The following is a 14358-nucleotide window of genomic DNA, read 5'->3' on the forward strand; positions in this document are numbered from 1 at the left end:
AATGGCAATATGGAGAGAAATATAAGTAAAGAATATACAATTCGAATTGCTGCAGAAGAAGAAAGTAATAGCATTATCACTCTATTAAAAGAAGTAGCACAATGGTTACAACATAAAGAAGTGGATCAGTGGCAGTATCTTTTAGGAGGAGAAGCTACCGCTGAAATATTAGAAGGTATAAGAGAGAAATATACGTACGTTATTGTGAAAGAAGATGAGATTGTCGGTACGGTTACCGTATCACCTAAACAAAATGATTGGGATAAATATATTTTTGGTAAAGAGGAAATTCCTAATTCGTTATATATTCATAGATTTGCGGTGAAACGGAAGTATAAGAGGCATGGAATAGGAGAATGGATTTTGCATTGGATAGAAGAGAATGTGCAAAGTGATAAAGAGTATTTGAAGTTAGATTGTGTTGGGCATAACCAAACGTTGAATGGTTTTTATAAGCGATGCGGTTTTGAATATATCGGTAGTACGGATGGACTTAGTAAGTTTCAAAAGAAAAGAGGAGAGTGAATGAATCAAATTAACGTAAGTTTAGTTGAACAGTTAATACAACAACAGTTTCCCGAATGGGCCCATTTAGAAGTGAAACCTGTAAAGCTTAGCGGTCATGATAATAGAACGTTTCACCTAGGGGACGAGATGAGTGTCAGATTACCAAGTGATGCAGCATATGCACCGCAAGTAGAGAAAGAAAATAAGTGGCTTCCAATATTAAGTAAGGAACTTTCTTTACCAATTTCTGCACCAATTGTGAAAGGGAGTCCATCTGAAGAATATCTATGGCCTTGGTCTATTAATAAGTGGATCGAGGGGGAGACCGTTACGAAAGAAAATGTTCGTGACTTAAATGAATTTGCGGCGGACTTAGGCTCGTTTTTAATAGAGTTACAATCAATTGATGCGAGTAACGGGCCAATAGCTGGAGAACATAATTTTTACCGAGGCGGGCTTATATCTGTATACGATGAAGAAGCGAGAGTGGCTATTGAAAATAATAAGGATGTTTTTGATGAGACATTATTAAAGCATCTTTGGAATGTAGCACTTCGTTCAACATGGGACCACAAACCAGTTTGGATTCATGGAGATGTTGCACCAGGAAACTTACTCGTTAAGGATGGAAAACTTTGTGCCGTAATTGATTTTGGTATTTTAGGAGTAGGAGATCCGGCTTGTGATGCAGCGATGGCATGGACGTTTTTTGATAAGAATAGTAGAAACGTATTTAAAGAAGTATTACGCATGGATGAAGAAACGTGGAATAGAGCGAGAGGATGGGCGCTTTGGAAGGCGTTAATTACATATGATGCGAATAAGACTAGTAATAAGATAGTGGCAGAAGAATCTTATCGTGTAATTCAAGTAATTGTGGATGATTATAAGAGGTAATAGAAAAAGCTTATTTTGATTGTATATTTCAAAATAGGCTTTTTTACATGATTAAATATTCGAATTAAAAGAAGGAATCTGACGTTAATATACAGAATATTTAGATGATAGGAGGTGTCTAATTTTGAATGAAATTGAGTTAAAAAGTAATGTAATTAAGACAGGGCGAGAGAAGGGGATTATACTTCGCTTTATACTTGCTAGTCTAGTTGGTGTGTTTATGTTTTTTGTTCCTGTTACGATAAACGGTGCTTCGTCTATTATGATTGATCATATCGTATCATGGATTAGGACTTCGGTTCCGAGCGTAGTACCTTATTACGCACTACTTGTTATGGCAATGGGTGCGATTTATCCGTTTTATACGAAGAAATGGAATGCATCTATTGTAGACATTTGTTTTTCTATTTTAAAAGTAGTAGGTGTTGTTTTCGGCGTATTATATTGTTTGAAAGTAGGACCAGCATGGTTCTTTGCGCCAGATGTTGGACCGTTTTTGTATGAGAAGTTAGTTATATCAGTAAGTTTACTCGTTCCAATTGGCTCAGCATTTTTAGCGTTATTAGTCGGGTACGGATTGCTTGAGTTTATCGGCACGTTTTGTCGTCCAATTATGAGACCGTTATGGAAAACACCTGGGCGATCAGCAATTGATGCGGTTGCTTCCTTTGTAGGAAGCTATTCGTTAGCCTTATTAATTACGAACCGTGTTTACAAAGAAGGAAAGTATACGACGAAAGAAGCAGCAATTATCGCAACAGGTTTTTCAACAGTATCCGCAACATTTATGATCATCATCGCAAAAACATTAGATATTATGCATTTATGGAATGTTTACTTTTGGACTACTCTTGTTGTAACATTCATCGTGACCGCTATCACCGTAAGAATCCCGCCTCTTAGTAGAAAACCAGATACATATATTACGAAAGAAGGGTTCCCAGAGCCCGTTTATAAAGAGAAAATGTTAGAGCGAGCTTGGGAAGATGCATTAGAAGTATCGAAGTCTGCGCCAAGTATTATGAAAAATATCGCAGTGAATTTAAAAGACGGATTTATAATGACGATGGGGATTTTACCATCAATTATGTCAGTAGGATTAATTGGTATCGTCTTAGCAAAGTTTACGCCAATATTTGATTGGGTAAGTTACATTTTCTATCCATTTACGTGGCTATTACAATTACCAGAAGCAGACCTAGCTGCTAAAGCAGTATCAGTTGGTATTGCAGAAATGTTTTTACCTTCTCTTTTAGTTGTAAGTGCACCGCTTGTTACAAAGTTTGTTATTGCGGTTGTGTCCGTTTCATCCATTTTGTTTTTCTCCGCATCAATCCCTTGCATATTATCGACAGATATTCCGTTAAAAGTATCTGAACTTATTATTTTATATGTGCAAAGAACGATTTTAACGTTGCTTATTATTACGCCGATTGCTTATTTGTTGCTTTAAACATGTAGAGTTAAGTTTCTGAAGTTATGCCATTTTCTGATTATTAAAATCAGAAAATGGCATAACGTTAATTATGTTCTAAAGTAACTCTAGATGATTTTTTCATAAATAACGTATGAGCTAAGTATATAATCATACCAATACGTGTGATTAATACTCCTGCGAGTAGAAAAACTCCGCTTACTTTTATCCATAGGGCTAAAAGTGAACCTAATGTAGGTGAAATCACCATAGCGCCGTGCACCATTGTATTTGCGGTACTAGTTACTCTTCCCATTAATCTTGCAGGGGTTTGAAGTAAGTAACTATAGCATACAGAGATAGAAGCGATAAATATACCAATAAAAAACCAAATGATTAACGATAAAAATAAATTACTCGATAAAAAGCCGAACCCTCCAAGTCCAGTAAGGATCAACATTCCTCCAAGTAATATAGCTGAACCGTTTAAGATATTCATTTTGTTTACTGTATTTCCCTATTTTCCAATGGTTATAGCTCTGACTAAAGCGTCTAACCCAACGATACTTATAAAGATTCCAAACAAACTATCACGTATGTCCATTTCTTTTGCCAATAAAACAACTAAACTATCAAATAAAAATATGAAAAAAAATACTGTAGCGTTAAATAGTATTAAAAGTGTTAAAGCTTTCTTGGACCAGATAAAAACAAAGCCTTCGCGGAAATCGTTCCAAAACCCACTGACTAAAGCATCACTTTATCGTAAAACATAGGCTTGTGAAATGTTTTTAATCCATTTTTATTATTAAGTAACGATTTGGTATTACTTTAGTTTCCGAATATTCCTTGACGGGAATATTCCTATTTGGTTATAATCGATTCAACAGGAAAAAAATATTAGTGATGATATTGATGTGTTATAACCGGAGACCATCACTTAACGAGGTGAGTGATATGTCGGGGAAAATTCCGGGCGTGAATATGACGACGTTGAGCGCTTTATCTGAACCGAATCGTATGAATATCGTTGAACTCTTGCGTGACGGTCCCTTAACCGTTGGGGAAATCGCCGAACATTTGGGATTAAGGCAACCACAAACTTCGAAACACCTAAAAGTGTTAAGCGATACAGGGATTGTGGAAGTGCAGGCTGAAGCTAATCGCCGGATTTACAAACTCCGACCTGAGCCTTTCCAAGCACTTGATTGTTGGGTGCAGTCATTTAAGCGTGTGATGGAAGAGAGATTCGATAATTTAGATGAGTATTTGAAGGAATTGCAAAACAAGGAAAAGTCATAAAATCAGTTCATATTTAAGGAGGAATTAACATGTCAAACAATACAATGGTATCAAGAGTAGAGAACGATCGGGTATTAGTACTGGAGCGCGTTTTCGATGCGCCGCGTGATCTTGTATTCAGTATGTTTAAAGAACCAGAGCATTTGAAACATTGGTGGGGACCAAGAGGTTGGGAAATTCCAGCATGCACTGTCGACTTCCGTCCGGGAGGCGTTTGGCACTACTGTATGAAGTGTGTCAATCAGAACTTGGAGCAATTTTTTGGTATGGAATCATGGGGAAAAGCAGTCTATAAAGAGATTATTGAGCCAGAAAAAATCGTCTACACTGATTACTTTTCAGATGCTGAAGGCAATGTAAATGATTCTATGCCGTCAACCGAGATGACATTGGAATTCATCGATTTAGGTGGAAAGACAAAGCTAATAAACCGTGCTGAATATGTTTCCGAAGAAGCCCTTAAGACCGTTATGGACATGGGCATGCTACAAGGTATCACCGAAACTTGGGATCGTTTGAATGAGCGATTGGAGTCGCTGAAATAGATTTTTGCACCGCAACTTTATTTTCGGTGATAATTAGGTATAAGTGTATGGAGTTTAATAAAAATTGTTTATAAAGGAGCGTTAAAATAAATGATTAATAATGTTGGTCAAATCATGTTGTATGTGAATAACCAAGATGAAGTGAAGGAGTTTTGGACAGAGAAAGTAGGGTTTAGTGTCATTTCAGAGGAAGATAACGGTCAAGGAATGCGATGGATTGAAATTGCTCCAACTAAAGAAGCTGAAACAAGTATTATTCTCCATAATAAGGAGCTAATTGCTAAAATGCAGCCGGAGTTAAATCTTGGCACACCTTCTTTAATGTTCTTCTCAAAAGAATTCGATCGTTTATATAGTGATTTAGTAAACAAAAACGTTACAGTCGGAGAAATTGTAAATATGCCTTCAGGTAGAATATTTAATTTTGCAGATAGCGAAAATAATTATTTTGCAGTAATGGAAAAGAAGTAAATTTCAATTCAATTTATGAGTGCGATGCTTGAATAAAAGGCATCGCACTTTTTATTTTAAATATATATTTTTATTACTTAATATAAAAATAATTTTATGTTCTTATATAAAGATATAACGGTGACGGAGTGTGATATAGTTACAACAAAGGGGGCTTACAAATGGAAATTATTCACGAAAGAGCAAAGTTACGGTTAATGGATAGCAATGATGTCGAAAAAATGTTTTCAATCGTGGAAGGAAATCGAGATATTTGGGCGTATTTAATCTCTAAAATGGATACTGTTCAAGATATGCAGCAATATGTTCAAAAGGCGATAAAAGCTTATGGGGCAGGGAAGGATTTGCCATTTGTTGTTGTTGATCAAAAGACAAATGAAATAGTAGGAAGTACACGCTTATATAACATTTCAGTTGAAGATAAGACGGTGGAATTAGGGAAAACGTGGTATGACCCAAGTGTGCAACGTACGAGTATGAATACAGAATGTAAGTATATGTTATTACAATATGCTTTTGAAAAGTTGCATATGCGGAGGGTACAAATTAAGACGGATGCACGAAATGAAAAAGCACAAAGAGCAATTGAAAGACTCGGCGCAGTAAAAGAGGGTGTACTTAGAAACGAAAGAAAATTACCGAGTGGGCATGTTAGAGATGCAGTTGTATATAGTGTTATTGCAAATGAATGGCCAGCTGTAAAGGAAAGGTTATTAGAAAAATTAGAGTCATATAAAGAAAAACGATAATTCATATTATTAAAGGTGTATTGATCGTCAAGATGAAAAATATACCTTTTTTCTTACAAAACAGTTACTTCTTTTGTTTCATCATTCCATTATGATAAAAAATTCGTTACAATGTAGTTGTATGGTAATAAACTTATAAATTACACAAATGTAATGAAAACCGCAAACGAAAAATGAATTGATAATCCTCAATTTTAAATGAAAACCCTTTAATGCATATATATGATAAGAAAAATTCCTTCTTTTAAACAAATTCAAACAAAATGATTTGATATATACGTTTTTATATAGAAGTATGGATGATGTACGGAGGCAGTTATAAATGAAAGAAAATAAGAAAAGTAAGAAAAGAAAAATCTTGCAAGTATTCTTGCTTATGATTTGTTCTATTATTTTATATGTAAGTTATGCAGCTTACGATATTTGGAGTTATCGCTTTAAAACAGATGATGGTGTGAAGACAGATGCTGGTATCGTGCTGGGAGCAGCTTCATGGAACGGAAAACCATCTCCTGTATTTAAAGAAAGAATTAATCATGCAATTTCCTTATATAAGAACGGTAATATTAAAAAGATTATTTTCACAGGTGGTACAAAGTTTGAGGCAGAGCTTGAGGAAGCGCGTACTGCTAGAGTGTATGCACTGAAACATGGTGTGAAAGAAGAGGATATTCTAATTGAAACAAAATCCCTTTTCACAGAGGACAATTTAAAGAATGCAAAGCAAGTTGGAATAGAGAACGGAATACGCACATATACGATTGTGAGTGATCCACTTCATATGAAACGTGCAATGAAAATTGCAAAACATATTAAAATTGAAGCGTATGCATCACCAACTCCAACGTCAGCGTATAAAACGTTAGATACAGAAATCCCTTTCTTTTTTAAAGAATTATGCTCGTATATTGGATATGTAACCTCTTTGCCATTAAAGGCATTGAAAGGGGATTAATATAAGAAAAGAACCTATCCTTTTTATAGGAACTTTTCTTATTGTTCAAAAGCATTGTATTTTTATCGGAATAGTGAAACAATAGAGAAGTAACTTCATATAATCATAATGACAAAATGAACGGTTTATGAATCGAACATAAAGGAGATTATGTATGGCACTCTCATTTGTTGAAACAGAAGAACAATCTTTAGTTATTGAGAAAATAAATAAATTGATTCCGAAGTTCATGGAAAGGGAGCATCAACTAAGTGAATTAGGATCATTTCCGTATGAAAATATTAATAATTTGAAAGATATCGGATATACGAAATTAACGTTGCCAAAAGAATTGGGAGGCAATGCGATTTCTTTATATGACTTCGTTTTATTTCAAGAGAAAATAGCAGAAGGCTGCGGTGCTACCGCATTATCGATTGGATGGCACCTTGGCATTGTAAAGGAATTAGCTGAAAATCGTTCTTGGAATGAGGAAATGTTCACTTGGTTTTGTGAAGAAGTGCGTAATGGTGCGCTTTTTAATCGAGCAGCGACAGAGCCGAATACAGGTAGTCCTACGCGCGGCGGGAAACCAGAGACGTTAGCTGTCAAAAAAGGTGAGAAGTGGATTATAAATGGAAGAAAAACGTTTACGACAATGGCACCGGTACTTGATTATTTTATCATTTCAGCAAGTATTGAAGGCCAGGAAGGTATCGGAGAGTTTGTCATTCCAAAGAATACGCAAGGCGTGACAATTGAAGAAACGTGGGATAGCATCGCAATGCGAGGAACTGCGAGCCATGATCTCGTTTTACAAAATGTAGAGATACCAGATCGCTTTTTCACTGATATAAAGGGTTCAAAAGTTAAAGCTAAGGGTATTGGCTGGTTGCTACATATACCAGCATGTTATTTAGGAATTGCACAATCAGCAAGAAATTATGCAGTTCAGTTTGCGGTATCATACAAGCCAAACAGTTTAAATCATTCTATAAGTTTATTACCGAATGTTAGAAGGTTAGTTGGAGAATTAGAACTTGAGCTTATGCAAGCTCGTGTCTTTTTATATCAAATTGCGAAAAAATACGATGAGGCAGAAGATAAATTATCATTGCAAGCAGAACTTGCGGCAGTGAAATACGCGGTAACAAATGCGGCGATATCTATTGTAGATAAAGCAATGCGCATCGTAGGAGCGAAAAGTTTATCAGAAAAAAATCCGCTTCATCACTATTATTTAAACGTCAGAGCAGGACTACACAATCCGCCGATGGATGATGTAACACTGTCTATGCTGGCGGATGCGGCGTTTCGGTCGTAATGAAGAAATATAAAGTCTGTTCCGTTCAGGAACAGGCTTTTCGTTGTCGGTGAATCGTTGATATAATTCCATGTATTATGTCATTGTTCAAAGAAGAGGGAATTCTCGTTTTACAAAATAAAAAGGCTATCCTTTTGATAAGAGGATAGCTTTTTTATTTTGTTCTATTGTGGCTGCACTTCAAGATTCATACTACTTTCAGAACCGTCTTGATTATGTGCAAATAATGAATACTCACCTGGTAAAGGATTGGCGATGAGTGAACGTAAAGGAAAGGATTTACTTTCATTTGGCTGTAACGTGTGTTTTACTAAACGATCTTCTTTGAATTTAATTGAATAGGTAAAACTGTTTGTACCAGTATTTTTAATCGTAATATGTAAGTCACCTTGGCCGCTAAAGTCAAAGCCTGTACCAGTATCGCCTCTGAATACAGTTGAGTTATTAAATGAAGATGAACGAAAGGTTTGAGTTTCTTCTTTATTGATTGATGAAAGGGTAATCGTTTCTGTTTCTATACTTGAAGGTGAGGAGGCTAGTTTTGTATTTGGTTTTGTTAATAAAGTAATCGCGCAAAGTGATGCAATTACAATAAATGAACTAGAGATAACGAACCGTTTTTTTGTAAGAAGTATATATTTCTATCCTTTTATAAGAATATAAGAATGTATAATTTTAAGAAAAACATAACATATATGATATTTATTATCAATTCAATAAATCTTTCTTTTCATTCTTCTTTTTATAGTTTTATAGTGGAATGCTATGTTTCTTATTTCACCTACTGTATAATAAGAAAAAAGTACGAAAAGAGGTTATCTCATGCTAGAGGTTATTGCAACTTGTTTAGAAGATGTGAAGCGAATTGAAAAGGCTGGTGGAAATCGAATTGAACTCATTTCATCATATACAGAAGGTGGTTTAACACCGAGCTATGCTTTTATAAAAAAAGCAGTAGAAGCAGTGCAAATACCAGTTCATGTTATGATTCGTCCGCATGCGAAGTCTTTTACATATACGGAAGAAGAAATTGAAATGATGAAAGCAGATATTGTAGTTGCTCAAAATCTTGGAGCTGCTGGTGTTGTATTAGGTGTGTTAAATGAACAAAATGAAGTTGATGAAGAGAAATTAGTAGATTTATTATCTGTTGTAGATGGAATAAATGTAACGTATCACCGTGCGATAGATGATACAGAAAATCCAGTAGAAGCGATGAAAGTTTTGAAGAAATTCAATAAAGTTACTCACGTGTTAACTTCAGGCGGACAAGGAAATGTAGTAGATAATATTCCGGTGCTTCGAGAGATGCAGAAGGGAAGTGAAGGGAATATACAGCTTGTTGTCGGAAGTGGAGTAACGAAAGAGAATGTAAAGCAATTGCTAGATGAAACTGGAATTTCTCAAGCTCATGTCGGTACAGCGGTAAGAGAAGGGAAATCATGTTTTTCTGAAATTGATCCTAATTTAGTACAAGAATTAGTTCAAATAATAAAATAAACACTTAAGAAAGAGGAGAAACGATGAAGGAAAATACGAAGAAAGAATTATTCTCATGGGCTAAAACGATAGGATTTACCCTTGTATTAATCGCTATTATTCGCGGTGTTTTATTTACACCTTCATTAGTACAAGGGGAATCGATGATGCCCACTTTAGAAAATAACGAACGAGTTCTCGTGAATAAGATTGGTTATAGTATAAGTGGATTAGACCGTTTTGACGTTATCGTCTTCCACGGAAAAGAAGGATACGATTTAGTAAAACGAGTAATTGGTTTACCGGGTGATACAGTTGAGTATAAAGATGATGTTTTATATGTAAACGGAAAAGCGATGGAAGAACCGTATTTAAAAGAATTTAAAGAAAAGGCGTCTGGTCGTGTATTAACTCCTGATTTTACGTTAGAACAAATCACAGGGAAAACGAAAGTGCCAGAAGGCCAAGTGTTTGTTTTAGGAGATAATCGTGAAGTTTCTAAAGACGGTCGTATGTTTGGATTTATTTCAGAAGATGAAATTGTCGGAAAAGGACAAGCTGTTTTCTGGCCGTTGAAACAAGTGAGAGCGTTATAAAGTAAAGCGAAAGTATGGGAGAAATATTCTTCAATACTTTTTTTGTTTGTAAAAAAAATATTGATAGAATTGAAAGAATATTTTATAATTTTAAATTATATATTTGTTTCGAAAAACGGAATTGAAGTTCCGAAATTCGGAACGAGAAGGAGATAGAATGAGTATAAATAAAACGGCAGTTAAGACAATGGATATTTTAGAGTTGTTTTATGAGCATGAGGAGCTAAGTTTGACAGAGATGGTTCAGCTTACGAATATGCCGAAAACATCTGTTTATCGTTTAATTGGCTCGTTAGAAGAAATGGACTTTTTACAAAAAACAGAAAAGGGCAAGTATCGTCTCGGAGTCGTTTTTTTACGATTTGGTCAACTTGTTTCACAAAGGTTATCCGTAAGAAATATTGCGATTCCTTATATGAAAGAGCTTAGAGATAGTTTAGGGCAAGCAGTAAATTTAATTATTCAAGATGGTAATGACGCGATTTATGTTGAGAAGATGGAAGGAGCTCAGCCAGTACGTGTTTATACGGCGGTTGGAAGAAGGGCTCCACTGTATGCGGGTGCATGTCCGAGAATTTTACTATCGTATTTTTCTGAGGAAGAGAAAAGAAAGTACATAGAGGAAACGGATTTAAAGCAGTTTGCAGATGGAACGATTGTGAATAAGGAGCATTTGTTAGAAGTATTACATATGGCAAAACAAGCTGGATATACAATTAGTTATTCTGAATTAGAAAATCATACAGCAGCTATAGCAGCACCAATTTTTGCAAGTGATGGAACGGTTGTAGCCGGCATTAGTATTTCGGGATTAGCAATTGAGTATAGCGAAAGTAACATTTCATATTTTACTGCGAAAGTGAAAGAAACAGCATACCGCATTTCGAAAGAACTCGGCTTTTTGGCATAGAAAGAGGGAGTGGGATGAAATTTTCTGCGTTAGGGGATCAAGCAATTATTGTTACATTTGGTGAAGAAATTGGGATGGATATATACGAAAAAGTGCAACGGTTATTTCAAGCGCTGAGGCGGCATCCATTTGCAGGAATGGTTGAATGCGTTCCGTCGTTTACTTCATTAGCGGTGTACTACAATTTGTACGAAGTATGGAAGGAAAATGATAGAAATATAAGAACATATGATTACGTTTGCCAGTATATACGGGAGCTGTCTGATTCTTATAAAGAAGAAGTGAACCGAGATGTGAAACATATTTCTATACCAGTGTGTTACGGGGGAGAATATGGACCTGATTTAGAAGAAGTTGCGCATTATCAAGGATTACAAGTAGAGGATGTTATTCGAATACATAGTGAAACAACATATTTCGTGTACATGTTAGGTTTTACACCTGGATTCCCTTATTTAGGGGGATTATCAAAAGAACTAGAAACACCTAGAAAAGAAACACCACGGTTACAAATCGCTCCTGGTTCAGTAGGGATTGGCGGAAATCAAACGGGTATTTATCCGCTTGAAACACCAGGAGGCTGGAATATTATCGGCCGAACACCTATTTCTCTATTTAATCCAAAAGAAGAAACACCAACATATATTCAAAGTGGTATGTATTTACGATTTATACCAATAACAAAAGGAGAGTACGTATCGCTTGAGGGGGCTAAAGAATGGATGTAGAGATTTTGCATGCAGGAATGTTTACAACAGTCCAAGATTTAGGACGATTTCATTATCAACAATACGGTGTACCTGTTGGCGGGGCTATGGATAAAAATGCGCTCAGGATGATTAATATGTTAGTAGGTAATGAGGAGAATGAGGCTGGACTCGAAATTACAATAATGGGACCTAAATTGTTAATAAAGAAAACGACATTGCTCGCGATTGGCGGTGCGGATATGGAACCGTTATTAAATGGAGAACGCATTCCATTATGGCACCCTATATTAGCTGAAGAAGGAAGCATGCTTTGCCTCGGAAAAGCGAAAAGCGGTTGCAGAGCATATGTGACTTTTGCGGGCGGTATAAATATTAATCGTACGATGGGAAGTAAAAGTACTTACATACGTGCTGCTCTTGGCGGTATTGAAGGGAGAATGCTGAAAAAAGGAGATTATTTTCAAATTGGTACAGGGGCAGAAGTTGCAAGTCGTTTCATTCAAAATTTACAAGAAGAAAAGCGTATAAAAACGAAGTGGGCAATTTGTAACAATGCTTTACCAAAATATAAGAAGCATCCTATTCTTCGCGTCATAACAGACTTTGAATATGATCAATTTACAGAAGAAAGTATAAAGTCGTTTTTTTCAAAAGAGTATAAAGTGTCCAATTATGCTGATCGCATGGGATATAGGCTTGACGGAGATGTTTTAAATAGAGTTGAAGAGATAGAAATTTTATCGAGCCCAGTTACATTCGGAACAATTCAAGTACCAAATGGTGGACAGCCTATTATATTAATGGCGGATAGACAAACGACAGGTGGTTATCCGAGAATTGGAAATGTAATTTCAGTAGATTTACCTCTTCTAGCGCAGCTGAAACCAGGAGACTATGTAACTTTTGAAAAAATAACTATGGAAGACGCTGCACAATTATATATAAAGCAGGAAACAAGTATGAGTCTATTAAAGAAATTCATCGCTTTACGAAGCTGAGATTAGGAGGAAAACATCGTGACTACAATCGATTTAAACTGTGATTTAGGAGAAAGTTTTGGAGCTTATAAAATGGGGAATGATGATGAAATTCTTCCGTTCGTTTCCTCTATAAACGTTGCTTGTGGTTTTCATGCTGGTGATCCGGCCGTTATGCGGCAAACGGTTGAAAAAGCTCTGCAGCATAACGTAGCAATAGGGGCACATCCTGGATTTCCTGATTTAATTGGATTTGGGAGAAGGAACATGCATGTTTCAGCAAGTGAAGTATACGATTATGTTTTATATCAAATTGGCGCATTAGACGGATTTGTTAAAGCTGCTGGAGGGAAAATGCAACATGTAAAACCGCACGGTGCCTTATATAATATGGCGGCAACTGATTCGGAAATTGCGGATGCAATCGCAAAGGCAATTTATCATATTAATCCTGGATTATTACTTTACGGATTAGCGAATAGTGAGGCATTTATAAAGGCAACAGAAAAATATAATATAACTCTCGTACAAGAAGCTTTTGCTGATCGCACGTATAAGCAGGATGGAACTTTAACGAGCCGTACAGAAGAAAATGCTCTTATAAAAAATGAAGATGAAGCGATAAAACAAGTACTTCAAATGGTAAAGGAAGGGTATGTAGAATCGGTTAATGGGGATAAAGTAGCAGTTCAAGCGCAAACGATATGTTTACACGGGGACGGAGAGAAAGCAGTCCAATTTGCGGAAAAAATATACAGAACATTCGAACTTAATGGTATTTCTATATGCGCACCAAATAAAGTGAAACTTTAATTAGCGGGATTAAAAATGAGAGGAAGTGTTAAAATTGGTGAAATTAATTGGGATTTTACTTGTTGCGGTTGGGTTTTTATTTAGGCTAAATACACTGTTAGTAGTTATGGTTGCGGGTATTGTTACTGGTATGGTTTCAGGCTTAAGTTTTTATGATGTGATTAGCATGTTCGGTAAATTTTTCATAGAAAACAGATATATGTCTATGCCAATCATATTAACTTTACCGGTAATCGGAATTTTAGAGCGTTATGGTTTAAAAGAAAGAGCAGAAGCACTTATAACGAAATCAAAAGGAGCAACAACTGGAAGAGTATTAATGTCATATTTTACGATAAGAGAATCATCAGCAGCACTTGGACTGAATATTGGTGGTCATGCGCAAACGGTAAGACCACTTGTTGTGCCAATGGCAGAAGGAGCTGCGCAAGGTAAATATGGTAAACTTCCTGAAAAATTGAGAGAAAAGATTAAAGCAAACGCAGCAGCTACGGAAAACACAGCTTGGTTTTTCGGAGAAGATATTTTTATCGCAACTGGTGCCATTTTATTAATGAAAGGATTCTTCGATTCAGTAGGTATGCATGTCGGTGTATGGGATATGGCGCTTTGGGGTATTCCAACTGCGATATCTGCCCTTATTGTGAGCTGGATTAGGTTTAGAAGGTTTGATAAGTATATAGAGAAAACAATGAAGGCAGAAGAAAAACAAGAGAAGGAGGCTATATAA

18 protein-coding genes are annotated in these 14358 nt (G+C 35.9%); 17 read left to right on the forward strand and 1 reads right to left on the reverse strand.

The window, feature by feature from the left end; all coding sequences use genetic code 11:
- Positions 1-9 precede the first annotated feature (9 nt).
- From DN408_RS28340 to DN408_RS28350, 3 genes are all read left to right on the forward strand, one after another.
- On the forward strand, positions 10-525 hold the full coding sequence (locus DN408_RS28340) for a GNAT family N-acetyltransferase (RefSeq protein ID WP_003190059.1): 516 nt from the start codon (positions 10-12) through the stop codon (positions 523-525).
- Complete coding sequence (locus DN408_RS28345; protein WP_003190061.1) at positions 526-1404, forward strand: aminoglycoside phosphotransferase family protein; 879 nt, start codon at positions 526-528, stop codon at positions 1402-1404.
- A gap of 124 nt (positions 1405-1528) precedes the next feature.
- Positions 1529-2857 carry a YjiH family protein gene (locus DN408_RS28350; RefSeq protein ID WP_002128010.1) on the forward strand — a complete coding sequence of 443 codons (1329 nt, stop codon included), beginning with the start codon at positions 1529-1531 and terminating at the stop codon, positions 2855-2857.
- 67 nt (positions 2858-2924) lie between these two features.
- Here the strand turns inward: DN408_RS28350 and DN408_RS28355 are convergent, their stop codons facing one another.
- Positions 2925-3317: an MFS transporter gene (locus tag DN408_RS28355; RefSeq protein ID WP_002128009.1), complete on the reverse strand. Its 393-nt coding sequence runs from the start codon at positions 3315-3317 to the stop codon at positions 2925-2927.
- Positions 3318-3775: 458 nt separating this feature from the next.
- Here DN408_RS28355 and DN408_RS28360 point away from each other — a divergent pair, with 458 nt between their 5' ends.
- The 14 genes from DN408_RS28360 (at position 3776) to DN408_RS28425 (ending at position 14358) form a co-directional block, all read left to right on the forward strand.
- The gene (locus DN408_RS28360) at positions 3776-4120 is read left to right on the forward strand and encodes an ArsR/SmtB family transcription factor (protein WP_000014568.1); all 345 of its coding nucleotides are present in this window, start codon (positions 3776-3778) and stop codon (positions 4118-4120) included.
- Between the two features lie 29 nt (positions 4121-4149).
- A complete protein-coding gene (locus tag DN408_RS28365) occupies positions 4150-4665 on the forward strand; it encodes an SRPBCC domain-containing protein (protein WP_002013656.1) in 516 nt (171 codons plus the stop codon).
- 90 nt (positions 4666-4755) lie between these two features.
- Complete coding sequence (locus tag DN408_RS28370; RefSeq protein ID WP_002013657.1) at positions 4756-5136, forward strand: VOC family protein; 381 nt, start codon at positions 4756-4758, stop codon at positions 5134-5136.
- A gap of 161 nt (positions 5137-5297) precedes the next feature.
- Positions 5298-5885, forward strand: coding sequence for a GNAT family N-acetyltransferase (locus DN408_RS28375; RefSeq protein WP_002185500.1), 588 nt, complete (start codon positions 5298-5300; stop codon positions 5883-5885).
- Positions 5886-6207: 322 nt separating this feature from the next.
- Complete coding sequence (locus tag DN408_RS28380) at positions 6208-6840, forward strand: YdcF family protein (protein ID WP_002128006.1); 633 nt, start codon at positions 6208-6210, stop codon at positions 6838-6840.
- A 154-nt stretch (positions 6841-6994) separates the two neighbouring features.
- Complete coding sequence (locus DN408_RS28385) at positions 6995-8143, forward strand: acyl-CoA dehydrogenase family protein (RefSeq protein WP_078178934.1); 1149 nt, start codon at positions 6995-6997, stop codon at positions 8141-8143.
- A 483-nt stretch (positions 8144-8626) separates the two neighbouring features.
- Positions 8627-8806 carry a hypothetical protein gene (locus DN408_RS31670; RefSeq protein WP_033730751.1) on the forward strand — a complete coding sequence of 60 codons (180 nt, stop codon included), beginning with the start codon at positions 8627-8629 and terminating at the stop codon, positions 8804-8806.
- Positions 8807-8965: 159 nt separating this feature from the next.
- The gene (locus DN408_RS28395) at positions 8966-9643 is read left to right on the forward strand and encodes a copper homeostasis protein CutC (protein WP_078178935.1); all 678 of its coding nucleotides are present in this window, start codon (positions 8966-8968) and stop codon (positions 9641-9643) included.
- A gap of 23 nt (positions 9644-9666) precedes the next feature.
- Positions 9667-10218 (forward strand): signal peptidase I, encoded by a 552-nt coding sequence (gene lepB, locus DN408_RS28400; RefSeq protein ID WP_002013664.1) that lies wholly within the window; start codon positions 9667-9669, stop codon positions 10216-10218.
- A 157-nt stretch (positions 10219-10375) separates the two neighbouring features.
- Complete coding sequence (locus tag DN408_RS28405; RefSeq protein WP_002137090.1) at positions 10376-11128, forward strand: IclR family transcriptional regulator; 753 nt, start codon at positions 10376-10378, stop codon at positions 11126-11128.
- 14 nt (positions 11129-11142) lie between these two features.
- Complete coding sequence (gene pxpB, locus DN408_RS28410; RefSeq protein ID WP_002168087.1) at positions 11143-11856, forward strand: 5-oxoprolinase subunit PxpB; 714 nt, start codon at positions 11143-11145, stop codon at positions 11854-11856.
- The gene (locus DN408_RS28415; protein WP_016120458.1) at positions 11847-12836 is read left to right on the forward strand and encodes a 5-oxoprolinase subunit C family protein; all 990 of its coding nucleotides are present in this window, start codon (positions 11847-11849) and stop codon (positions 12834-12836) included. The genes pxpB and DN408_RS28415 overlap by 10 nt, the downstream gene beginning before the upstream one ends.
- Before the next feature lie 18 nt (positions 12837-12854).
- Positions 12855-13628 carry a 5-oxoprolinase subunit PxpA gene (pxpA, locus tag DN408_RS28420; protein ID WP_078178936.1) on the forward strand — a complete coding sequence of 258 codons (774 nt, stop codon included), beginning with the start codon at positions 12855-12857 and terminating at the stop codon, positions 13626-13628.
- Positions 13629-13662: 34 nt separating this feature from the next.
- Positions 13663-14358 carry a DUF969 domain-containing protein gene (locus DN408_RS28425; protein ID WP_147740476.1) on the forward strand — a complete coding sequence of 232 codons (696 nt, stop codon included), beginning with the start codon at positions 13663-13665 and terminating at the stop codon, positions 14356-14358.

It is taken from the genome of Bacillus sp. AR13-1, assembly GCF_008042285.1.
Lineage (GTDB): Bacteria > Bacillota > Bacilli > Bacillales > Bacillaceae_G > Bacillus_A > Bacillus_A mycoides.

Excerpts from the sequence above, each read along its gene's own strand:
- DN408_RS28340 (WP_003190059.1), top strand. The coding sequence starts at position 10 with ATGGAGAGAAATATAAGTAAAGAATATACAATTCGAATTGCTGCAGAA.
- DN408_RS28345 (WP_003190061.1), top strand. The coding sequence starts at position 526 with ATGAATCAAATTAACGTAAGTTTAGTTGAACAGTTAATACAACAACAG.
- DN408_RS28355 (WP_002128009.1), bottom strand. The coding sequence starts at position 3,317 with ATGAATATCTTAAACGGTTCAGCTATATTACTTGGAGGAATGTTGATC.
- DN408_RS28360 (WP_000014568.1), top strand. The coding sequence starts at position 3,776 with ATGTCGGGGAAAATTCCGGGCGTGAATATGACGACGTTGAGCGCTTTA.
- DN408_RS28365 (WP_002013656.1), top strand. The coding sequence starts at position 4,150 with ATGTCAAACAATACAATGGTATCAAGAGTAGAGAACGATCGGGTATTA.
- DN408_RS28370 (WP_002013657.1), top strand. The coding sequence starts at position 4,756 with ATGATTAATAATGTTGGTCAAATCATGTTGTATGTGAATAACCAAGAT.
- DN408_RS28375 (WP_002185500.1), top strand. The coding sequence starts at position 5,298 with ATGGAAATTATTCACGAAAGAGCAAAGTTACGGTTAATGGATAGCAAT.
- DN408_RS28380 (WP_002128006.1), top strand. The coding sequence starts at position 6,208 with ATGAAAGAAAATAAGAAAAGTAAGAAAAGAAAAATCTTGCAAGTATTC.
- DN408_RS28385 (WP_078178934.1), top strand. The coding sequence starts at position 6,995 with ATGGCACTCTCATTTGTTGAAACAGAAGAACAATCTTTAGTTATTGAG.
- DN408_RS28395 (WP_078178935.1), top strand. The coding sequence starts at position 8,966 with ATGCTAGAGGTTATTGCAACTTGTTTAGAAGATGTGAAGCGAATTGAA.
- lepB (WP_002013664.1), top strand. The coding sequence starts at position 9,667 with ATGAAGGAAAATACGAAGAAAGAATTATTCTCATGGGCTAAAACGATA.
- DN408_RS28405 (WP_002137090.1), top strand. The coding sequence starts at position 10,376 with ATGAGTATAAATAAAACGGCAGTTAAGACAATGGATATTTTAGAGTTG.
- pxpB (WP_002168087.1), top strand. The coding sequence starts at position 11,143 with ATGAAATTTTCTGCGTTAGGGGATCAAGCAATTATTGTTACATTTGGT.
- DN408_RS28415 (WP_016120458.1), top strand. The coding sequence starts at position 11,847 with ATGGATGTAGAGATTTTGCATGCAGGAATGTTTACAACAGTCCAAGAT.